This window comes from Nonomuraea polychroma, from assembly GCF_004011505.1.
Lineage (GTDB): Bacteria > Actinomycetota > Actinomycetes > Streptosporangiales > Streptosporangiaceae > Nonomuraea > Nonomuraea polychroma.
This window is the reverse complement of sequence record NZ_SAUN01000001.1, coordinates 9,371,008-9,392,980: the sequence shown is the minus strand read 5'-3', so window position 1 is coordinate 9,392,980 and position 21,973 is coordinate 9,371,008. Positions and strand designations below refer to the sequence as shown.

At 67.0% G+C, this 21,973-nt stretch carries 17 protein-coding genes and 1 pseudogene; 6 read left to right on the top strand and 12 right to left on the bottom strand.

Annotation, left to right across the window (positions count from 1 at the left end; translation table 11 throughout):
* Positions 1 to 180: 180 nt before the first annotated feature.
* The 4 genes from EDD27_RS43240 to EDD27_RS43225 all read left to right on the top strand — a co-directional run bounded on the left by EDD27_RS43240 (position 181) and on the right by EDD27_RS43225 (position 6,573).
* Positions 181 to 918, top strand: a complete 738-nt coding sequence (locus EDD27_RS43240; RefSeq protein ID WP_206641909.1) for a TnsA-like heteromeric transposase endonuclease subunit — start codon at positions 181 to 183, stop codon at positions 916 to 918.
* Entirely contained in the window at positions 915 to 3,011 is a 2,097-nt protein-coding gene (locus EDD27_RS43235) for a helix-turn-helix domain-containing protein (protein ID WP_127937820.1), read from the top strand. Before EDD27_RS43240 ends, EDD27_RS43235 begins: the two co-directional genes overlap by 4 nt.
* 131 nt (positions 3,012 to 3,142) lie before the next feature.
* A complete protein-coding gene (locus tag EDD27_RS43230) occupies positions 3,143 to 4,135 on the top strand; it encodes an AAA family ATPase (protein ID WP_127937819.1) in 993 nt (330 codons plus the stop codon).
* Positions 4,132 to 6,573 (top strand): TniQ family protein, encoded by a 2,442-nt coding sequence (locus tag EDD27_RS43225; RefSeq protein WP_127937817.1) that lies wholly within the window; start codon positions 4,132 to 4,134, stop codon positions 6,571 to 6,573. The genes EDD27_RS43230 and EDD27_RS43225 overlap by 4 nt, the downstream gene beginning before the upstream one ends.
* Positions 6,574 to 6,639: 66 nt before the next feature.
* Here EDD27_RS43225 and EDD27_RS43220 read toward each other — a convergent pair.
* The 10 genes and pseudogenes from EDD27_RS43220 to EDD27_RS43170 form a co-directional block, all read right to left on the bottom strand.
* Positions 6,640 to 7,059: pseudogene (locus EDD27_RS43220) on the bottom strand (phosphotransferase); the annotation flags it as partial.
* 107 nt (positions 7,060 to 7,166) lie between these two features.
* Complete coding sequence (locus EDD27_RS43215; RefSeq protein WP_164904047.1) at positions 7,167 to 8,261, bottom strand: sensor histidine kinase; 1,095 nt, start codon at positions 8,259 to 8,261, stop codon at positions 7,167 to 7,169.
* Between the two features lie 29 nt (positions 8,262 to 8,290).
* On the bottom strand, positions 8,291 to 8,980 hold the full coding sequence (locus EDD27_RS43210) for a response regulator transcription factor (RefSeq protein ID WP_127937813.1): 690 nt from the start codon (positions 8,978 to 8,980) through the stop codon (positions 8,291 to 8,293).
* A gap of 37 nt (positions 8,981 to 9,017) precedes the next feature.
* Positions 9,018 to 10,220: an ABC transporter permease gene (locus EDD27_RS43205; protein ID WP_127937811.1), complete on the bottom strand. Its 1,203-nt coding sequence runs from the start codon at positions 10,218 to 10,220 to the stop codon at positions 9,018 to 9,020.
* On the bottom strand, positions 10,217 to 10,918 hold the full coding sequence (locus EDD27_RS43200; protein WP_127937809.1) for an ABC transporter ATP-binding protein: 702 nt from the start codon (positions 10,916 to 10,918) through the stop codon (positions 10,217 to 10,219). Before EDD27_RS43200 ends, EDD27_RS43205 begins: the two co-directional genes overlap by 4 nt.
* Complete coding sequence (locus EDD27_RS43195; protein ID WP_241564555.1) at positions 10,915 to 11,940, bottom strand: peptidoglycan-binding protein; 1,026 nt, start codon at positions 11,938 to 11,940, stop codon at positions 10,915 to 10,917. The genes EDD27_RS43200 and EDD27_RS43195 overlap by 4 nt, the downstream gene beginning before the upstream one ends.
* Positions 11,941 to 11,951: 11 nt before the next feature.
* Complete coding sequence (locus EDD27_RS43190; protein WP_127937807.1) at positions 11,952 to 12,410, bottom strand: hypothetical protein; 459 nt, start codon at positions 12,408 to 12,410, stop codon at positions 11,952 to 11,954.
* 152 nt (positions 12,411 to 12,562) lie between these two features.
* Complete coding sequence (locus EDD27_RS59045) at positions 12,563 to 13,381, bottom strand: phosphotransferase (RefSeq protein WP_421916678.1); 819 nt, start codon at positions 13,379 to 13,381, stop codon at positions 12,563 to 12,565.
* Positions 13,382 to 13,610: 229 nt separating this feature from the next.
* Positions 13,611 to 14,123 carry a GtrA family protein gene (locus EDD27_RS43180; protein ID WP_241564554.1) on the bottom strand — a complete coding sequence of 171 codons (513 nt, stop codon included), beginning with the start codon at positions 14,121 to 14,123 and terminating at the stop codon, positions 13,611 to 13,613.
* Positions 14,124 to 14,503: 380 nt separating this feature from the next.
* A complete protein-coding gene (locus tag EDD27_RS43170; RefSeq protein ID WP_206641907.1) occupies positions 14,504 to 16,090 on the bottom strand; it encodes a glycosyl hydrolase family 28 protein in 1,587 nt (528 codons plus the stop codon).
* 260 nt (positions 16,091 to 16,350) lie between these two features.
* On the opposite strand from EDD27_RS43170, the gene EDD27_RS43165 reads away from it, so the two are divergent.
* Both EDD27_RS43165 and EDD27_RS43160 read left to right on the top strand, forming a co-directional pair.
* Entirely contained in the window at positions 16,351 to 18,450 is a 2,100-nt protein-coding gene (locus tag EDD27_RS43165; protein WP_127937801.1) for an NPCBM/NEW2 domain-containing protein, read from the top strand.
* Between the two features lie 100 nt (positions 18,451 to 18,550).
* Positions 18,551 to 19,990, top strand: a complete 1,440-nt coding sequence (locus EDD27_RS43160; RefSeq protein ID WP_206641906.1) for a glycoside hydrolase family 76 protein — start codon at positions 18,551 to 18,553, stop codon at positions 19,988 to 19,990.
* A 240-nt stretch (positions 19,991 to 20,230) separates the two neighbouring features.
* On the opposite strand, the gene EDD27_RS43155 is transcribed toward EDD27_RS43160, so the two are convergent.
* Both EDD27_RS43155 and EDD27_RS43150 read right to left on the bottom strand, forming a co-directional pair.
* Positions 20,231 to 20,989, bottom strand: a complete 759-nt coding sequence (locus EDD27_RS43155) for a MerR family transcriptional regulator (protein WP_127937799.1) — start codon at positions 20,987 to 20,989, stop codon at positions 20,231 to 20,233.
* Between the two features lie 10 nt (positions 20,990 to 20,999).
* Positions 21,000 to 21,884 carry a DUF2268 domain-containing putative Zn-dependent protease gene (locus EDD27_RS43150; RefSeq protein ID WP_127937797.1) on the bottom strand — a complete coding sequence of 295 codons (885 nt, stop codon included), beginning with the start codon at positions 21,882 to 21,884 and terminating at the stop codon, positions 21,000 to 21,002.
* Between the last annotated feature and the right edge of the window lie 89 nt (positions 21,885 to 21,973).

Sequence of the window (21,973 nt, the reverse complement as noted above, 5' to 3'; positions counted from 1 at the left end):
CCGCTCTTTGATGTCCCTTTCCGCGTCACCGTGTCCCATAGATGGCCCTTAGGACACCATTCGCGGACTCGCAGGTCTACAGGGTCGCACTATCTAGTGATGTTGTTGGCGTTTTTGGTGACGGTGGGGTCATTGGAGCCCATGATGAGGGCACCTGCCAGGTCTCCCTGAGGGGTCGAGGTGCTCTTGTCGGATGCTGATGTCGTAGGTTCGGCCGAGGTCCGCGCAAAGTCGCCGAACGGGACCGCGGCGGTGTCGTGCCGGTTCATGGATGCGCCGGTGCAGGAGATGCTTGCGGCCGGGCCGTGGCGGACGTTCCGCTGGCACCATGGTCAGAAGCACTATTCGGGTGCATTCTGGTCTGCTACCGAGGGCTCACATGTGATCTATGAGTCCCGGCTTGAGCTGGCGCGGCTTCTATTTGCCGACTTCGACCGGTCGGTCTCTCGGATCGTGGCTCAGCCGTTTCTGATGACGGCCCAGGTGGAGGGCGCTGAGCGTCGGCACATCCCCGATTTCCTGCTGATGACCGAGTCTGGTCCGCTGGTGGTAGATGTGAAGCCGGCACGGCGGCTGGCGCGTCCAGAGGTCGCGTTCACCTTCGCCTGGAGCAGGCGGGTAATCGAGTCGCGCGGCTGGGGTTTTGAAGTGTGGAGCGAGCCGGATCCGGTCGAGACCGAGAACATCCGGTTTCTCGCCGGGTATCGCAGGCCTTGGTTGTTCTCACCCGGTCTCGTGGCCGCGTTGGAGGCAAGCGTGACGGACGGGGTGACGTTGCGGGAGGCCTTCGCAACGGTGTCGAGCTTCGACCCGAGGCTGGTACGGGCGGCTGTCCTCCACCTGCTCTGGACCGGACGGTTCAGGGCTGATCTGAGCATCCGGCTATGCCCAGGCACCGTTCTGAGGAGATCGTCATGAGCCATGGCACAGTGCGGCTTGGCATTGGGGCGCGGCTCGTCTACGACGGGGAGGCCGTCGAAGTCGTCGAATTCGCAGCGACCGGTGCGGGCAACGAGGTGGTGCTCAAGGACGGCAGAGGGCGGATGCTGCGGGTCTCGGTCAAAGAGCTGCTGTTCTCCGACCGGGCCACGATCGTTCCCGAGGAAGCCGGAGCCTGCTCGGGGGATGTCGACGATGTCGCCTCGGTGGTGCTCTCGCGGCTCGACCGTGCTGAACAGGAACGTGTAGCAGGCCTGGTGGGACATGTTCGAGAGGTGCGGTGCGGCTACCGGTCGGGCAGTTCCGAGCTGGCGGCGCCCGGTGAGCCGAGACCTGAGTACGACCCCGGTTTGCCGAAGATGACCAGATATGCGGCCAAGGCGCGGGAGTTGGACGTCTCAGTACGCACCATCAAGCGGTGGGTGGCCGCGGTTGAGGAACGAGGAGCGGCCGGGCTCGCGCCCCGCGCCCGTGGAACGACGATCCTCGACCGTCTCGACCCGAGGTGGGTTGAGACGGCGCTGGAGGTGATGGTCGAGTACACCGACCAGTCCAAACCGCAGCGCATCGAGGTGATCGAACGCACGCGGGCACGCCTGGTCGCACGATTCGGTGAGGGCGCGGTGGACATGCCCGGCCAGTCCAAGGCATATGAGGCGTTGGAAGCGCTGGAGCGGCAGCACCCGACGTTCCGGTTGAGTACGAAGCGGAACCGGGACATCGCCGGACGGCCCCGGGAGGTGTTCGGGCGTCTGCGCCCGACCCGGCCGGGTGAGTACCTGCTGATGGACACCACCCGGCTGGACGTGTTCGCGCTGGATCCGGTGACTCTGCGGTGGATCAACTGCGAGCTGACCGTCGTGATGGATTGGTACACCCGCTGCATCGTGGGGATCCGGCTGACGCCGGTGTCCACGAAGGCGGTGGACGCGGCCGCGGCCCTCTTCCAGGCATACCGGCCGTTACCGGTCGCGGCGCACTGGCCACGCGAGGCGGTCTGGCCCGAGCACGGCATCCCCCGTTCGGTGCTGATCGACCCGACGGCGATCGATGGGCCGATGGCGAAGGCGGCAGGACCCGCGTTAGTGCCCGAGACCGTGGTGATCGACCACGGGAAGATCTACGTCTCAGAGCATCTGCGCAGCGTCTGCGCCCGGATGGGCATCTCCATCCAGCCGGTCCGGCTCCGGACGGGCCGGGACAAGGGGCCGGTCGAACGGTTCTTCAAGACGTTGAGGGAAGGGCTGCTGCACACCCTGCCCGGCTACAAGGGCCTGGATCTCTTCTCCCGGGGCGAGGCGCCTGAACGGGAGGCGTTCTACTACATCGACGAATTGTTCGACCGGATCCGGCAATGGATCGCGGCGACCTATCACCTCACACCCCACTCGAGTCTGATCGACCCGGCGGTCCCGGGGCTGCGCATGTCGCCAGCGCAGATGTTCGAGCACGGGATGGCCAGGGCCGGTTACATCGAGGTTCCCCGGGACAGATTCCTGGCGCTGGAGTTCTTGGAGACCAAGTGGCGCACCATCCAGCCCTACGGGGTCGAGATCGACGGTCGGCGCTACAACGGCCCTGGTCTCTACCTCGACGGGCGCCCGAGCCCGTATCTGGGCGGCAAGTGGCCGATCCAGGTCAACCCGGACGACATCGACCACGCCTACTTCCGTGACCTGGACCGGACCTGGCACCAGCTGGATTGGGAGCACGCGGCCAGCCGCAGTTTCCCGCTGAGCGAGGACGCTCTGGAGTACGGTCGCAAGCTCGCCGCGACGAAGCACCCGTACTCCAACGACCGCCTGGCGGTGTCCGAACTGCTCGAGCGCTGGCAGTTGGGGCTGGGCATGACGCTGGCCGAGCGGCGGATCGCGCTGCGTGCGGCCAGGGAACAGATCGCGTTCGCCGTTGAGTGGGACAAGCAGCCCCCGCGCGAGCTCGTGCGAGAGCCCGCCGACATCGGCGGGGACGATGACGCCGCGGACGCCGAAGACTTCGAGGGCGGGGTGCTTGGCGAGGATGCCGAACTCGACGAGGAGTCCTTCTACGCCGATGCCCTGGAGGACCTGTGATCCTGTCTGAGGTCCAGGTGCCACGGGAGGATCCAGCGTGGAGGACCCTTGCACTCGACGATTTGACCCTGACCAGGAAGGAAGGCTTTGCGACGTTCGCCGAGGCGCCGGATTTCCCCCGCCCTCCAGACATGACCAGGTCCGGCCTCAAGGCTTTGAGCCCAGAGGCGAAGGCCGAGCACGATCTGTGGCGCCGCAGGTTCCTCGCCAACCTGCGTCCGATCAAGACCGCACAGGCAAGCCAGCTCGTCGCGGATTTGACCGACATCCTCCAGGCCGGCTTGGACCAGCCGAACTGGGAGGCCAAGGGGATGGCCGCCGTCGACGCGTTCCCCGGCCTGGGCAAGACCACGGTCGGACTGTCGTTCGCCAAGCGCGTCCACAACGACCTGATCCGCGAGCACGGCCGGTTCACCGCAGCCGGGCACGAGCGGTGGCCGGTGATCCGGGTCGGGATGATGGGCGACACCACGGTCAAGGACTTCAACTGGGCGATGCTGGAGTTCTTCGCCCACTCCGGGCGCAACAGCGGGACCGCGAACTCGTTCCTATCCCGCGCCCTAGACTGCGCCCTGTCCTGCGAGTCACGGCTCCTGCTGGTCGACGACCTGCAGTTCCTCCGATTCCGGTCGATTCGCGGGACCGAACTGGCCAACCAGTTCAAGACGATCGCCAATGAGTTCCCACTGATGATCCTTTTCATCGGGCACGGCTTGAAGGACAAGGGCCTTTACGACGATCCGCAGCTCGAACGCCGCGTCACCCCGCTTGATCTGGATCCGTTCACGATCGATGACGAGGCCGGGCGCACGCAGTGGCGCAGCTTCCTGCTCTCCCTGGAACAGCGCTTGGTGCTGGCCGATAAGCATCCCGGCATGCTCGCCGACGACCTGTCCGATCACCTCTACGCCCGCTGCAACGGGCACATCGGCTCCCTGATGACCCTGATCAAACGAGCGTGCCTGCGGGCGATCCGAACCGGGGAGGAGCGCTTGACCCTGGAGCTGATGACCACGATCAAACTCGACCGGGCCGCGCAAGATCAGCAGGCGCGGTGGGAGGCTCTGCTGGCCGGCGGCAAGAACACCAGCAAGCCGAAACGATCTGCGCGGCGGCGAGCGTGACCACCTTGCGGACGCTACCGATCCGGATGGCACCGCTTCCCGGAGAGTCCCTGGACTCCTGGCTGGAGGCACTCGCGCACCGGACGCAAACCAGCTACGGCGATGTGCTCTCCAGCCTCGGCCTGTTAACCAGGGCCGGGGACGAGGCGCCCGGCTGGACCCGTCCCCGCGACTGGACCATCGCCCTGAGCGAGCGCGAAGCCGCCGGCATCGCCTTCGCCACCGGCCTGGACGACCAGCGTGTGCATGCCATGACTCTGGCGCACTTCGACGGTCGAGCACTGTTGATCGATCGCGCGAAGCGGCAGGTCAACCGGCACCGGCTATGGGGGCGGGGCACCGGGTCGCGATACTGCCCCGACTGCCTGGCCGAGAGCGCCGGACGATGGAAGCTGGAGTGGCGCCTGGGCTGGTCGTTCGCCTGCACCCACCACTCCCTCCTACTCGTGGACACCTGCCAAGGATGTGGACGCCTGACACGAAGACGCCCCTTCTCTCGCCGCAGCCTGCCGATCCCGGGACACTGCGGCACCCGCCCGCCCCGAACCGCTGACCCCGACGCCCCGCGCGAATGCGACCAGGACCTCACCCAGGCTGAGGCTCTCCGCCTGCCCACGGGCCATCCCGCGATTGAGGCCCAACGCCTGATCACGAACATGATCGAGACCGACCGTGCAGAATTCGGCCAGTATTACCGGCATCCTCAGCCCTCCGCCGTGGCGCTTTCCGAACTGCGCGCAGTTGCTAGTCGGATGCTGACCCACCTGGGCGCTGACGACTTGGCGGCAAGGGTTCCCGCCGACATCCTCAACGCCCACATCACCTCCCAGCCGAGCAACGAGCCAGAGCGACGGGAGGCGAGCCGCCCAGGGTTCATGGCACCGCCCACATCGGCGATGACGGCAGCCGCGGTCATCGCCGCGATGCAGGTGCTCGGCGTGGCGCAGCTGAGCTCAGCCGCCCACGCCCTACGCACGGTGATCGGTAAGTCCCGCAACGGATCTGAGAAGACCACGACCACCACCATCCGAGGCTGGGGCCGAGGCACCGGCACGGTTCTACGGACGATACAACTGGCCGCGCTCGGACCATTGCTTCGCCCGAGTGACCAACTGCGGTACCAAACCGTCGCGCTTCCCTCCCCTCCGTCTGTCACCGCCCGGCAGGTCAGTCGGCGCTCAAACAAACTCCCCGCCGCGCTGTGGCCGTCATGGGCCGTGCGGCTGAGCCCCTCCAGCGGCGCTTACCAGCGCATCCTGGCACCCGTGCTGGCTGCGGGGGTGCTTCTGGTTGGAACCAAACTCGAACTCGACGCGGCTGCATCAATGCTCGGATCGGCCAGCGACGGCAAGTCACTATCGCGCGTACTGCAGATGCTGCACGATCGGCAGTGTTGGGAACCGGTCGCCACAGCCCTGATTCGCCTCGCACATTACTTGGACGAGAACGACATTCCCATCGACTACCAGCGCCGCCGCACCCTGGACTACTCGAACCTGCTACCGGCCAAGCAATGGGTGGAGATCTGCCGCCAAACCGGCCATTCCCCAGGAGGCGGGCGACGGGCCCGTATCGCGCGATGTGTTCTGTTCAGCCAGATCAGCGGCATGCCTGTCAACCATGCGCCCGACTTTCCCACCGCTGACGTGTACTCCTTCCGCTCAGAAGCAGAGCGCTTCACTGAGGTGTGGTCTCCGCAGCTCGCGGACGCCCTCAAACAAGTCGCACGCGACTTCGTCAGCGGATGCGGGCTGCGGAGCGAACCGGTGGTCTGGTGGCCACCGCTCGGCCTACTCGACGGTCTCGAACTGCCCGGCACTGACCCGTCCACCATCGACATCGATCGCCTGCACGAGTTGACCGGGGGACGCCGTTACCCAGCCGGATCGGCCGCCCAGACTCTCGGCGTCAGCATCGAGGCCGTGCGTCTCGTTCTGGAGGAACACCCGATTCCGGCTGCGCCGCTCACCGCGGCCCAGGCCCGTGCCCTTGGGCAAGTGCGCCACGCCGCCCGCCAAGTACTTACGGAGGAGGAATTTCGCCGCCGCTACCTCGACGAACATCAGTCTGCGCGCACCATCGCGCTCGACATCGGCGTATCGAAAGCCACCGTAACCAGACTCGCAGCGGAGTACGGCATCGAGCTACGCAAGGTCGGCCGCTACTTCAAACACCACAACGCCATCGACCCAGACTGGCTATACGAGCAGTACGTCACACGCCGCAGGACACTAGCGGATATCGCACGTGAGAAGGGCACCAGCACCAACTACATCACCCGCCGAGCCCATGACCTGGGCATCCCGCTCCGCCCAAGCGGTGGCGCCAGCACCCGCAAAGCCATGGACTCCAAGGCCGACTTCGCAGGCTATCTGGGGTTGTCAAGTGAACTGGCTGGTCAGCCGCTTGGAGGTCTGTCAGGTACATCAGGCAAGTAGACCCCAGCATGCCGAGCATGGTGGGGTCCGGCGCGAAGGTATTCGAGCGTGTGGAGAGGCGATCGATCAGCGATGGGCCGTTGCGATGAGGCGCCGCAACGCGGCGTGGGCGGGTAGGCCCCAGGCGGGCTTGCCGCCTGGGCGGCCGCGGACGCCGGCTTCGCCGATGAGGAGGCCGCTGAGGGCACGGAGCACTGCCCACCCGCGGGCGCGGCGCAGGGTCGCGGCGTCCGGGGCCGGCTGGTAGGCGGCGTGGAAGAGGTCGGCGGTGTCGTCCGGCAGCAGAATCCACGCGGCGGCGAGGTCGCAGGCAGGATCGCCGGCGAACAGGTCGCCGAAGTCGATCACGCCGCAGATGGTGCCGTCCGCGGTGAGGACGTTGGCCGGATGCAGGTCGCCGTGGAGCCAGAGCGCCGGGCCGGACCAGTTGGGCGCGGCGGCGGCGTCGTCCCAGACAGCGCGGACGGCGTCCGGGTCGGGGATGAGCCGGGGCGCGACGAGCAACGGAACGAAAAGTCTCGGTTTCCGGCCAGCTCGAGCCGATTCAGGTCCCGCACGGCAACTGATCACATGGGTGGAGTCGCTGCGTTGCTTTACCCCCGGCCGCCCGTTGAGAACCTTAGCTGCGCTTTCAACACTGACCCCATGTCCGGGAGTCGTACCGTCACGGCGAGGCCGCCGCCGGTGCGGGGGACGGCATCGATCGTGCCTCCGTGGACGCGTGTGATGGCGGCCACGATCGACAGGCCGAGGCCCGCGCCGGACACCGACTCGGTACGGTCGCTGGTGAGGCGCCGGAACGGCTCGAACAGCGATGACACCACCTCGTGGGCAATCTCCTGCCCGGTGTTCTCCACGGTGAGGACCGCGCCTCCATTGCCCGTTCCGGTCCGGACGGCGATGAACCTACGCTGGTCGTTGTACTTCTCGGCGTTCTCCACGAGATTCGCGATCAACCGCTCCACCAGAACGGGATCGCCGGAGGTGAGGGCCGGTGACAGGTCCACCGTCGCGCCGGGGTGCTCGCAGAGGACACGCCGGGCCAGGTCGGCCAGATCGACGGGCTCTGCGTTGGTCAGCGTGTGTTCTGCCGCGGCCAGCATCAGGAGTCCGTCGATGAGCCGATGCTGGCGGCTGTTGGAGGCGAGGAGTTCATCCCGGGCCTCCAGCATCTCCTCGGGAAGTTCGCCGAACGCCACCTGCAGCAGCGCCCGGTCCAGCGCCAGGGGTGTCTTGAGCTCATGGGAGGCGTTGGCGGCGAACCGGCGCTGAGCATCGGTCGAGCGCTCGAGCCGGTCGAGCATGTCATCGAAGGTGTCGGCGAGCTCCTTGAGCTCATCGTCGGGGCCCTGCATCGCGATCCGCTGATGGAGGTTGGACAGGGACAGTCGGCGGGCCGTGGAGGTGACGCTGCGAATCGGGCGCAGGACGCGTCCGGCCAGCCACCAGCCCAGGATTACGGAGACCACCGTCAGGACAGCGATGATGATCGCGGTGGCGGCCCATTGGTACCTCAGGAGTTCATACTGCAGCTGAAGGTGGCCTTGGAACACCGCTTCCTGGTCGACTTCGCCCCGGGTCGGCGCCCCGGCGGCCGAGGGCTGAGGTGCTCGGCCCGAGACGGAGACGCTCACCCCAAGCGCGCTGCTGAGCAGCAGGTTCACCGCGAGCAGCATGACCACGGCCATGATGAGGAAGGGGCTGGCATAGAGCGCGGTCAGCCGGACCCTGACGGTGCTCCGTGGCCAGGGGCGACGAGACGGTAGCCCGCTCCGATCACGGTTTGAATTACCGGTGGCGGTCCCAGCTTCTTGCGCAGCGTCGCCACCGTTACCCGCACGGAGTTGGTGAAGTAGTCGACGTTCTCGTCCCATGCCTTCTCCAGCAGATCCTCGACACTGACGACGCTTCCGCCCGACCGCATGAAGACCTCCAGCACCGTGAACTCCTTGGGGCTCAGAGCCACGTAGCGCCCGTTGCGATGCACTTCGTGGTAGGCGGGGTCCAGGGTGATGCCCGCCATCTGCAGAACCGGCTGGAGCCGGGTCGGCACCCGCCGTGCCAGGGCTCGGATCCGGGCGACGAGCTCGGGAAAGTCGAAGGGCTTGGCGAGGTAATCGTCAGAACCCAGGCTCAGCCCCTCCACCTTCGACCACAGGTCACCCGCGGCGGTGAGCATGATGATCCGTGCGGGGACCTGCGCCTCCATCAGCCTCCGGCAGACATCGTCACCGTGGATCTCGGGTAAGTCCCGATCGAGCACGATCACGTCGTATTCATTGGTCATCGCCCGTTCCAGGGCCGCGTCCCCGTCATAGACGACGTCCACGGCCATCCGGGCCTTGCGCAGCCCGGTGCCGATGATGTCGGCCAGGCCTTTCTCATCTTCGGCAACCAGCACGCGCATGTTCGATGCTCCTGGATGTCGGTCGTCATGGTACGTCTCAGGCGGACAGGGCCAGCGTCGGCGACATCCGAGCGGCCCGCATCGCCGGGTAGAGTCCGGCGATGGCGCCGACGGCGAGTGTGGCGCCGAGTCCGCCGCCGATCACCCACGTGGGCACGACCGGCGGCAACCCTTGTGTCAGCGCGAACCCGATGGTGCCGACCACTCCCAACAGCGAGCCGGTGAGCCCGCCCGCCCCGGCCAAAATCAGGGATTCGGCGAGAAACTGGATGCGAACCTGGGCGGTGGTGGCCCCGAGCGCGCGACGCAGGCCGATCTCACGACGCCGCTCCAGTACCGAGATGATCATCGTGTTGGCGATGCCGACCCCGCCCACCAGCAGGGCCACGCCGCCGACACCAAGCAACAGGCTGGTGAATGCCCCCGCCACCGCGGCCCTCGCCTCCAGAGCGTCGGAGGGGCGGCTGACCGTGACCTCTTCTGGATGCTCCGGGTTCGCCGCGTGATTCAGCAACGCCCTGACCTCCGTGACCTTCTCCTCAGCGATCTTCGTGTAGACCAAGGTCGGGTGTCCATCGAAACCGAGGAAGGCATCCGCCGCGGCGAAGCCGACCAGCGCGGCCACGTCGACGTCCTCCGCCAGTGGCGATTCGGCCAGGACCCCGATCACCGTCCACCACTGACCGTTGATCCACACCGAGTCTCCGGCGGTGGCGGCGAGCCGTGTGGCGGCCGTGGATCCCAGCACCACGGTGCGTTGCGCCGCGGTGGCCGCATCGTGCCACCTTCCGCTGTGGACAGGGGTCTGCAGGACCTCCAGCAGATCCAGGGATGTGGCGCGGACCTGAAGGCCACCGGTGCGCGTCGAAGGGATGCGATCGTTGCGGTAGATGGCCTTGCCGGTATCACCGGTCTGACCGGCCATGGCGACATGCTCCACGCCCCGGATCATCCGGCCCGCGTTCTTCGGCAGCCTGGCTTTCTTCTCGGAGAACTGCTTGCCGGGGGCGACGGTCAACATGTTCGTCCCCAGCTCATCCAGGGTCTCCATGACGCGAGCCTGGCTGGAGGAGGAGATGCCCAGCACCGCCACCATGGTCGCGATGCCGATGGCGATCCCCAACGCGGACAGCACGGCCCGCGTGGGCCGGGCCCGTAGCCCCGCCACACCCACCCGCGCCACATCCTCCAGGTTCATCCGGGCCGGGGTCAGCCGTGCTTTGCCGATCCGATCCGTCATCGGAGAGCTCCAATCTCGCCGGCCTCGGAGGCCTCATCCGCGACGACCAGGCCGTCACGGATGTGGATCCGGCGTGGCGCGGCGGCCGCGACCTCCAGGTCGTGCGTGATGATCACCACGGTGGCGCCGGCGGCGTTCAGATTCCGCAACGTCGCAAGAACCTCTGCCCCTGATGCGGTGTCAAGGTTGCCGGTCGGCTCATCGGCCAACACCAGCGACGGCTCCCCGACCACGGCGCGGGCCACGGCGACCCGCTGCCGCTCCCCGCCCGACATCTGATTCGATCGGTGCTCCAGCCGATCCGCCAGGCCGACACGCTCCAATGCCTCACCCGCCCGTCGCCGGCGTTCACGCCGCGCCACCCCGGCATATAGCAAACCGTCAGCGACGTTGTCGAGAGCGGAAACTCCGTCCGCGAGGTGGAACTGCTGGAAGATGAACCCGATGTGCTGGGCACGCAGCGCCGACAGCTCGTGATCGCTCAGCTGCGCCACGTCGTAGCTGGCGATGCGCACCTGGCCCTGCGTTGGCCGGTCCAAGGTACCGATCATGTTGAGCAGGGTCGATTTGCCCGACCCGGAAGGGCCGACCATGGCGACCAGCTCTCCGGTATCCACGCGCAAATCCACTCCTCGCAGCGCCAGAACGCCACCGGGAAACTCCTTGGTCACCTTGGTCAGCTCGACGACGGCGGTCATAGCTTGGGAACCTCGACTCTCACGCCCTCCGACAGGCCGGCACCAGAGATCTCGACACGGCTCCCCGTGAACAGGCCCGTCTCGACCGGCACCACCTGCCGGGTCCCGCCCTGCACCACCCGCACACCGTACTGGCCGCCTTCTCGCGCGATCAGTGCCTCGACCGGCACCGACAGCACGTCCTTGCGGCGCCCGGTTCGTAGCTCGACCGTGACCGGCGCCTGATCCAGCCTGCCCAGTTCGCCGCCGACCTTGACACTGACATCGATCGTTGCCGGACTGTCCGCATCCTTCCCGGGCCGTGCGATGGTCCCGACAGAGGAGATCGTTCCAGCGACCTTCTTGCCGTCCGGCAGTTGCACCCTCACCCTGGCGCCCTTTCGAGCGAATTGCTGGTTGGAGGTCTCCAGTTTGATGGTGATAGCCCGTTCGGTCCTGGTTGTTGTCACCACCGAACCTTCAGCGGCATCCCCCGCCTCCTTGGTGTTTTCCGCGATCCGAAGCGCGCCCCTCGAGAAGATCACTTGGCTCACCTCCGCCCTGCCCGTCGCCACCAGCCCCTTATCGCGCTGCCAGGCCCACACCGCCTGGGCGGTCACAGCGGTAAAGGTCTTGTCGACCGTGCCGGACTTGTATCCCAGCTTGACCAGGTTCAGCTCCAGCTGCTGGACATCCGGGCCTGTGGTGCCGACACCAAGGCGCCGATACATCGGGACGGCGCCATACATCAGGAACACCGGTTTGCCCTCCACCTTGTACAGCCAGCCGCCCCGACGCACCACCGTTCCCTCGGCGCGGGTGGCCGTGACCACCCCGCTGGCGCGGTTCGGCTGGATGCGGCGGCCCGCGTACCCGAGGGTGCCGCTGACCTGTTTGGTGTCCACCATGTCGGAACGCGTGATCGGCACGGACGACGTCTGCGCACCGTTGGGGCTCGACGCCGGCGCTGCCGTACGACCGGGGAGGTTCATGAACCCCACCACAGCCCCGCTTCCGATCACCGCTACGCCGCTCAGCAGCACCGCCGTGCGCCTCACTCGGAGTTCCCAGGAGCCTGCTCCTTGCACGCCTTCTGCGCCTGCTGAACCACCGGCGTGTCCTCGGTCATCCCGTCCGGCAGCTTTACAGCGACACCGCCGTCAGGATCCTGCTTCGGGTCCGGCATGTCGACTCCCGCCTTGCGCATGCACGCGACGTACTGGAGCGCGGTGTCCATCGCCTGCTTCTTGTCCTCGGGCGACACCTCCTCACCGGCCGGGGCGTACTGCTTACAGGCCGACTTGGCCGCGTTGCTCTTCTCCGGGGAGTCCGCCTTGATGTCCAGCCCGTCGCTCCGCTCCGTGACGGTGAGACCCTGATCCCGCAGGCACGCCGCGTACTTCGCCTGATCACCGGAGTCTCCCTGCGCCCCGGGGCCACCGCCGCATGACACGAGGACCACTGAGGTAGCGAGGAAGGCTGCTCCCTTCAGGGCAATCTTTATGTTCGCCATGCCCCGCAGCATGCTGGACAAGGGTTTAAAAGAAGCTAACCAGATTTGCTTAACTCATCTTTAACTCAGGCCGGCATCGGTCAGGAACTCCACCGCATAGGCGGCAAATTAGGACACCGCACCGCTTCGCGGTCGGGTAAGCGATCAAACCGTTACCACACGTGCGCCCCTTCTGACCAGCGCCTCCATGTGGCTGACGAGCATTGGAACGACCAGTCTCGGTTTTGGTGCTCGGAGACCTTGGAAACCGAGACTTTTCGTTCCGTTGCTCGTCGAGCCCCGAGCCCCATCTCGATGGCCTCGGCGAGCTGCTTGGCGAACCCCGCAGAGCAGTCGGCCAGCGACCCTCCGCGGCCAAAGCGGCCGGCGGGCGCCTCATCGGGTGCGGGTTGGTGCAGCGCCGTCAGGAAGGCGGCCAGGGCGTCGGCGGCCTCCGCGGCGCGCGTGACGGGGGCGCGGTCGGCGGGCTCGCCCGGCACCCAGGTGGTGACGATCCAGGGTCGCGGAAACAGAGCGGAGGGCTCGCCGAGGCGCTGCGGGACGGGAACCGGCAGCGGGAAGCGCGGGGCGAGGGCGGCAGCCAGGTGTGCTCCTTGCGCAGCAGCTCGTCCGCGTCCTGCGTCGCCCAGGGCAACCGGACGGCGAGGTCGTCGCCGAGCCGCCAGAGCTGGTTGTCCCAGCCCCGCGCGCCGAGCCTCACAGGGTAATCGGCCAGGTCGGGGTGCTGATCGCGCAGCAGACCCCGCACCAACTCCGCGGTGATCTCCATCTCGGTATGCGTCATGCGGAGCAACAGTAGCCGGATGGGCAGCCCGCCCGTTTCCTCCACGGTCCAAGGCTTTCAGGCCAGGAGACCCAGGGTTTCGGGCGTTGCACGGTGTGCTGTTTCCGCCGGACGCCGAGGAAATGACATCAAGCGCGGAATGATCAAGGTGACACGGAGCGCGGAACCGCCAAAACGCCCAGCTCACAGGACCAGCATGTGACACCGAAACACGGAACCTACAATTGGCACGTGTAGAATCCGCGATTCCGTGAGCAAGTCCGCGTGATCATGAGCTTCGATAACGCTCCGTGATGTCGGACTTACTGGACTTTGTTTGCTATCTATTCGGCGGTCGTCCGCGAGGCCGGGCTCATGGGGCGCAGCAGCGGCATGAAGCAGTCCAACCGCCGAAACGGCTTCTGGATTCGCTGCCATCAAGCCGCCTCGTCCGTGGAATCGGGAGTGGGAGCCAGTCGCACGCTGCCGGACTGGGTCTTCTCGTCGGGGAAGACCCACTTCCGGAGCGCCCAGAAGCGGAAGACCATGGCGATCAGCGTGCCGATGATCTGCGCGCTCATGAAGTCGGCGATCTCCTGGGTCACCAGGCTCACATCCGGGGTCTCCAGACGAAATACGTACCGGGAGATCCATAGCGGCGCGGAGCTGAGCACTAGACCGACGCCACTGACAAGGAAGAACAGCGCCGCCTCGTGACGGCGCTCGCGGCCGCCCCTGGTCCGGAACGACCATTCGCGGTTCAACACGTAGGACACGATCGTCGCCACGAGCACCGCGATGATCTTCGCGGTCACCGGCTTCGGTTCCAAAATGGTCAGCTTCAGCCCATAGAACACCGTGTTGTCCACTAAGAACGCTGTTCCACCCACCACCGCGAACTTCAGCAGTTCACGGTGCTTCAGCGCAAGTGCGTGCAGCGGTTCCGGCAATCTGGCGAGTACTGCGTCTGCTATTCGGAGCACGCCCGATCTTCTCACCGGTCGAACACCCTGGTAACAAGATTTACGGACACGGCTTGTCCGGCTGGAACCGTACCTGACCGACAGATCCGCGTGATCATGAGCTTTGATAACGCACGCCCGGTCACGGGGCAGAACCGCGGCTGGCTCTTGCCCAGTTGAGGGCGGAAAGCTACCTGATGTGCCGCAGCAACGCGGCCACCGCCGGTGGGGCGTCCCCGCGCGGGCGTACGACCATCACCTTCCAGGAGGGGGCATGCGCCGAGAACCGGTGTCGTTTTCGCCTGGTACGGGGTGCTGGCCTGGTGGCGGGCCCTGCTCAGCGGGATTCGCGGCCCTTGCACGAGCCGCTACGAGATGATCGTGATAGGTCCGTGGTGGGACAGGTTGGTAAGGTTCATCTGCTGCAGCGTGGTCGCCGGGCTGGTGCTACCGGGCATCACGACGTGGTCGAGGGTCACGCCGGTGATCGGCGCGCCGGGCTGCCCGTTGATACGCGCGGGTGTGGTGCCCGCGTCGCGGACCCGCACGTCCGCCACCCTGACCTGGTCGATAGGGCCGACGCCGAGGTTGGCCCCGATCCACAGGGCCAGCCAGGTCCGGTTGCTGTCGTTGGTGAAGCTGAGCCGCTCGATGTCCACGTCCTCGAACCGGATGTTCGTGGCGCTCGCGGCGCCGTACTTGTGATGGACGCCGATGCCCACGGCGGCGTCGTAGACGACGACGCGTCGGAAGGTGACGTTGCTCTGCGGTTGGACCACCCCTTGGCCGACCTTGATCCCATAGCAGTAGGTCCAGCTGACCAGGTCGTCGAACACGACGCCGTCGAGCGGACGCGGATCGCCGGGGACGTTGCGGAACAGGTCGACGTCGCTGCCCCAGGTCTTGGTGGTGAACGGGTCGTCCAGCCCGATGCCGATCGCGTGCGTGACGGTGACGTCGGTGGACTCGATAACGTCGATGCCGTCGTTCTCGCCCATGTCGAACCGGTTGAACATCTTCAGGTTCCGGAACGTCATATTGGACGACCTGGTGGGCATGAGGGCCCAACTGCTCGACTCGCGGAGCGTGATGCCGTCCAGCGTGAAGCGGTCGGTGTAGATCGGGACAAGCAGGTTGACGCCCAGGTTGCCCGGCGCTAGAGACGCCATGCCGTTGCCGTCGATGACGCCCCGGCCGTAGATGGAGATGTTTCGCGTGGAGTAGCGGGTCGAAATGAACCAGGTGAGGTCGCGCTGCTGCGAGTCCTTGTGCGAGTGTGCGGCGTAGTGGGCGCGCTCGCCGGTATAGCGCAGCACCGCGCCCGGCTCGAGGTAGAACGCCAGGTCGCTGCGCAGGTAGAGGTTGCCGACGGTGTAGACGCCCGCGGGCACGTACACGGTGCCCTGCCTGCCGTTGGCCGTACCCCACGCAGCGGCGTCGTTGAGCGCGTTCTGGAAGGCGACGGTCGAGTACGCGGTGCCGGGCTGCGCGGAGTACGGGGCGCTGCGGACGTTGAAGATGCCGGTGCCGTTGGACGGCGGCCGGTCGGTCTCCGCGGGATCGATCGCGATGACCAGTCGGGGACGGCCGTCGACCTTGACGATCAGGTACTCGTCGTTCGGCACCGTGAACGTGAGCGTGGGACCACTGACCGAGGCGGCGAGGTTCAGCTTCGCCGGACTGATGCTGTAGGAGCCGATGGCGGTATTGTTGATCTTGGTGACGGCAATGGTGGCCGTGCCGGCACCCATGGCGAACTGCGCGATGTCGTATCCGGCATACCGCATCACCGGCACGGTCTGCCCGTTCACCATCAGACGGTAGTCCACCGAGGCCGGGTAGATCGACGCAACGGGATACACCTGCAGCGCGGCGGGCGCCGCCTTCGCGGCATGCGGCATCACCAACGCCGTCATTGCGACCGTGACAAGCAGCGTCGCTGCGACGGCAGCCATGCGGTAATAACCGGCTAATCCGGGCGGGCGAGGTCTCATCCGAATGTCCTCCCGTGCATTCCATCGCGATCCGTCACGTTAGCAAACTGTTACTTTTAGGTAATCCGGATTCACATATACGAAACACCTGCGTAAACGCCCGAGGGTTGCGGCGGGCCGGTGAACGCATCGACTCATGTAGACATTGACAGCAATGAAGCTGATGGTAAAGGTTCTTTCCTGAGAGCGCTCTCACGGCGCGTCGCATCCAGGGAGTCGGAATGCATTCCCTCGTCCGCATCCTCCGCACCGCCGTGCTCGCCACCGTCCTGGCCGCCGCAACCCTCATCGTTGTCGCCGGGCCGACCGCCACCCCGGCCGCTGCCTCGGCCACGCCCCCGCCCGGCCCGCTCACCGCACCCCCGATGGGCTGGAACAGCTGGAACCGCTTCGGTTGCAACATCGACGAAAACCTGATCAGGAGCACGGCCGACGCGCTGGTCAGCACCGGACTGCGCGATGCCGGCTACAGGTACGTCAATATCGACGACTGCTGGATGGCCGGCACGCGTGACGCGCAGGGCCGCCTCCAGCCGCACCCGACCCGCTTCCCGGGCGGCATCAAGGCCCTCGCCGACTACGTTCACGCCCGCGGACTCAAGCTCGGCATCTACGAGTCCGCCGGCACCGCCACCTGCCAGGGACTGCCAGGAAGCCTCGACCACGAGACCATCGACGCGCAGACCTTCGCCGCCTGGGAGGTCGACTACCTCAAATACGACAACTGCAACCACCAGAACCGTCCCGACGCCGACCGCTACCGGGCCATGGGTGAGGCGTTGCGGGCCACCGGCCGCGCCATCGTGTACAGCATCTGCAACTGGGGCCTCGCCGAGCCGTGGCTGTTCGCCCCCACGGTCGGCGGGGTCGTCTGGCGCACCACCGACGACATCAACGACTCGTGGGCCAGCATGGCCTCGATCCTCGACCAGCAGGCCGGCCTCGAACCGTTCGCCCGCAAGGGTTTCTACAACGACCCCGACATGCTGGAGGTCGGCAACGGCGGCATGACCCAGGCGGAATACACGACGCACTTCTCGCTGTGGGCGCTGCTGTCCTCGCCGCTGCTGCTCGGCAACGACCTGCGCTCGGTCTCCGCCAGCACACTGTCCATTGTGAAGAACGCGGACGTGATCGCGGTCAACCAGGACTGGGGCGGCTCGCAGGGGCGCCGGGTGGCCGATTTCGGCGAGACCGAGGTGTGGGCGAAGCCGATGAGCGACGGCTCGGTCGCCGTGGTGCTGCTCAACCGGACCGGCGCCGCAGCGACGGTGGCGACCACGGCGGCCGCACTGGGCATCGGCGGCTCCAGCCAGTACACCTTAAAAGACCTCTGGTCGAAGGCGACCACAACCTCGACCGGCAGCGTCTCCGCGACCGTCCCGTCGCACGGCGTGGCGATGTACCGCGTGACCCGCGCCGGCACGCTCGCCGCGGCACCCGCATCGGGCACGCTGCAGGTCAGCGACCTGACCTGGCTCGCGTCGTCCAACGGATGGGGCCCGGCCGAACGCGACCGGTCCAACGGCGAACAGGGCGCCGGCGACGGCCGCACGATCAGCATCGGCGGCACCACGTTCGCGAAGGGAATCGGCGTCCACGCCGACTCCTCCGTCCACGTCTATCTGGGCCGCGCCTGCCGTACCTTCAGCGCGCAGGTCGGCATCGACGCCGAGAGCGGCGGCAACGGCTCCGCACGCTTCGCGGTCTATGGCGACGGGCGGCTGCTCGGCTACACCGCGGTGAAGAGCGGTGGACAGGCTCCCACCAGGCTGGCGGTGTCGACCGGCGGCTACCTGGCCCTGGAACTGCGGGTGACCAACGCACGCAACGACACCAACTACGACCACGCCGACTGGGGCGACGCGACTCTCGTCTGCGGCGGCACCGGCACCGGCTCGTTCGCCTCCGACCGCGCCTGGACATCGTCCACGAACGGCTGGGGAGCGGCCGAGCGCGACCAGTCCAACGGTGAGCAGCTCACATCTGACGGCAGCGTGCAGACAGTCAACGGCGTGTTCTATCCGAAGGGTGTCGGCGTGCACGCCACGGCAGACGTCGCACTCGGGGTGAGCGGCTGCAGCCGGTTCACCGCGGTGCTCGGCATCGACGCGGAGACCGCCGGCCAGGGAAGCGTCGTATTCTCCCTCGTCGCCGACGGGGTGACGGTGTACACCAGTCCGTCGGTGACCACGACGTCGCCGGTGCAGGTGGACGTCGGCATCTCGGGTCGCACGACGCTGCACCTGGTGGCCGGCGACGGCGGCGACGGCGTCAACTACGACCACGCCAACTGGGCGGACGCCCGCCTGGTCTGTTAGTGCCTCCACGAAGGTCTACCCATGAGCATCGAGGCCGGTGGCCTCGGGGCGCTGCTGGCCGCGATCCCATCATCATGAGCACGTCTGTCTGGAGGATCCTGTGTCGCTTTCCTGGCTCAAAGCCGCAGCGATCGGTGCCGCCATGGCGCTCACCGGACCGGGCTTCGCGGCCGGCGCAGCGGCGAACGCCGCCATCTGCAACAGGTTCTGCGACGGGCGGGACCCGGCCCTGGCGCCGTCCGAACGGCAGCCCGTCACCGCCACCCTCTACGGGCGCCGGCTTACCTTGCACGTCAACGACGTCGATGCGATGGCATGGGCGTCGATCCAGTCTGGTCGGCCAGGCGACGAGGCATGGCTCGACCGGTCCTTCGACGGCGGGCGCAGTTGGGGTTCGGGTAGCCGGCTCGGCAACATCACGATCCCGGCCGGCGCCGGCGGCTGGCGTACCGCGATGTTCAATGTGGATGACTGGGCGACCCGCGGCGTCGGCGTGCTACGCGCCTGCGGCAAGGCGGGCGACCGGCCCGAGATCGCCTGCACCGCGTGGGCCCGCAGCACCTGGAACGCCTGGGACCGGCGCACCGCCGCGGCGACCGCGCTCATGACGGCCTACAACCAGGGCACTGGCCTGTTCGACACCACCGGCTGGTGGAACAGCGCCAATGCCCTCACCGCGATCATCGACAACATCCGGGTCAGCGGGATGGCCAGCTACCAGTACACGATCGCCAACACGTACGACAAGCAGCGCGGCTCCCACCAGGGCGAATTTCGCAACGAATTCATCGACGACACCGGCTGGTGGGGTCTGGCCTGGGTCGCCGCGTACGACCTCACAAAGGACGTCCGTTACCTCAACACCGCCCGGGCCGACGCGGACCACATGTTCAGCTTCTGGGATACCAGGTGCGGGGGCGGTGTCTACTGGAAGACCGATCGGCTGACCAAGAACGCCATCGCCAACAGCCTCTACATTCAGCTCAACGCTGCGTTGTCCTACCGGATCCCCGGTGACCAGACATATCGCCAACGCGCGCAGGCCGGCTGGAGCTGGTTCCAGAGCACCGGAATGATCAACAGCTCGAACCTGGTGAACGACGGCATCAACATGAGCACCTGCCGCAACAATGGCGACGTGGCCTGGACCTACAACCAGGGCGTGCTCGTCAACGGACTGGTCCAGCTCAACAAACTCACCGGCGACACCAACGCACTCGCCGTGGCCCGCCGCATCGCCGATGCGGCCACCACCAGTCCATCGCTCAATCCGGGCGGCATCCTGCGCGAACCATGCGAGAGTAACGGCTGCGGCAGTGACGGACCGTCGTTCAAGGGCGCGTTCATCCGCGGGATCGGTGAGCTCAACACGGTGACCGGCGGGGCCTACACCACCTACCTTCGACGGCAGGCCGACCGGGCGTACGCCAGCGACCGCAACAGCATCGACGCGTACGGACTGAGCTGGGCCGGACCGTTCGACCGCATGGACGCGGCCCGGCAGCACAGTGCGTTGGACCTGCTGAACGCCACCCCGTGACCTACCTCGTACAGTTTCCGGCTGTGGAACTTGACGCTGGCGGCGGGCTGTCCGGCGGCGCGTCGTTGCGGTGTCGCGTCACTCGCCGACGCGGTTCGGGCGTCGGCTTCGCGTCGATGTGACGCTGCTGGCCGTCGACGCCGACCCGGCGCGCGGCATCCCCTGACAGGCCAAAGGTGGTTACCTCACACCAAGCGCGGAACCATCAAGGTGACACGGAGCGCGGAGCCGCCAAGACAGCTACATCTGGGTCCGCGCGTACGCGTGCAGTGCGTCGCGGACGAACGCCGCCCCCGCGGCGTCGTCGTACATGCCGGCGAAGCGGGGGTCGTCGACGTACATGTCCCCCAGGCCCTTCACCATCGCGATCGACTGTTCCCGATTGCCGTCCGCCGTGGGCGTACCGGGGATCTCGCTCAGCCACCGGACGTGCCGGGCGGCCAGCGTCTGGGCACGCGCCGAGGTCGGAGAGATCCCGGCCCTCGCCGCGGCGACCCATGCGGCGACGAGGTCTTCGGTGGCCTGCTTCCAGGCCAGCTGCTGGTCAAGGGTCTTGCCGTGCCACCAGTCGTTGCTCACTTGGAACGCGCGCTCGCCCCAGAGTGAGATCACCTCGTCCTTGTAACGGTCGTTGAACCCCGCCAGCATGACGTCCATCCGCGGTTCCGCCCCCGCCTGCAGGGCCTCGAGCGTGTGACGCACAGAGCGGATCTGCCTTTCGATGCGGTCCCGTTCCTCCTCCAGTGCGGCGATGTGGACGCGGAGCCCCTCGCACGTGTCCACCTCGTCTGCCAGGACCTTGGCGATGTCCGGCAAGCTCATGCCGAGCCGGCGCATGAGCAGGATCCGCTGTAGCCGGGCGACCGCGCCCGGGTCGTAGTAGCGGTACCCGTTCGCGCCGACCCGGGACGGGGCCAAGAGCCCGACGCGGTCGTAGTGACGCAGGGTGCGGCTGGTGATGCCGGCCCTCGTCGCGAGTTCCTGGATCGTCCACTCCATCGTTCCAGTGTTACTCGCGGCGGAGCGTGGCTGCGATGATCTCCGAGCTGTCGGCGTGCAGGGCCTGCGCCGCCGTCTGCCCGGTCGCCGCCAGGTAGGTGTCGACCAGCCTGTTGCCCGCGGCGTACCCGGCACCCATCGGCAGTCCCACCGGGGTGAGGCCGAAGCGCTCGGCGCTGGGGTCGCCGTGCACCCAGGCAGTGAAGTTGTGCATGCCGGTCACGTCGAGCCCGGTGAGCACCTTGCTGAAGACCTCGTCGTCGTGCAGGTGCGGCACGCCGATGCGGGCGGGGCCGAGCTCGTCGCCGTAGAGCTGGCGGGCGAAGGCGTCGGCCAGGCCCTCGCCGACGATGTGATCGCCGACCGTGACGGTCATCGGGTCCCACACGACCCCGCCCGGGCCCCACCGCAGGTTGTGGTGCAGTTCGTGCACGGCGGTGGCCTCCAGCCGCTCCACGTTCTCGGGAAAGGGCCAGAACGTGATGGCGATGTTGCCCGAGATGCCGCCGAAACCGGTCAATCCTTTGCAGGGACCCATGAAATGCTTGTCAGCCGGATCGCCGAGGACGAACAGCACGGTGATGTCCGGGGCCTCCAGCCCCGGCGTCGCCTCCAGCAGTACGGCGAGAGCGTCGTCGAGCGCGCGTTGCATCCGCTCCCAGGCTCCGGCCGCCGCCAGGGTTTCGAGCGCGTCGAGGCAACGCTCCTCGTCGCGGTCGATGGGGAAACCGGATGTTTCGAGGTGCATGGCCACCAGGTCGACCTCGCCGGGGTTGTAGCGGTACATGCCCCTGTTGGCCTCCAGCATCGAACGCAGCAGGTCAACGCGGTCCGCGACCGGGGCCAGCAGGATCTGCCTCATGGCGGAGTAGGTGTCAAGAACGGTGATCGACATGGCCCCGATGCTAGAAGTTGACGCAGCGTCAAGGTCAAACCAGCGGCGCTCCTCGTCGAGAGTACGGCCTCGGACGCAACCGGGAGCGG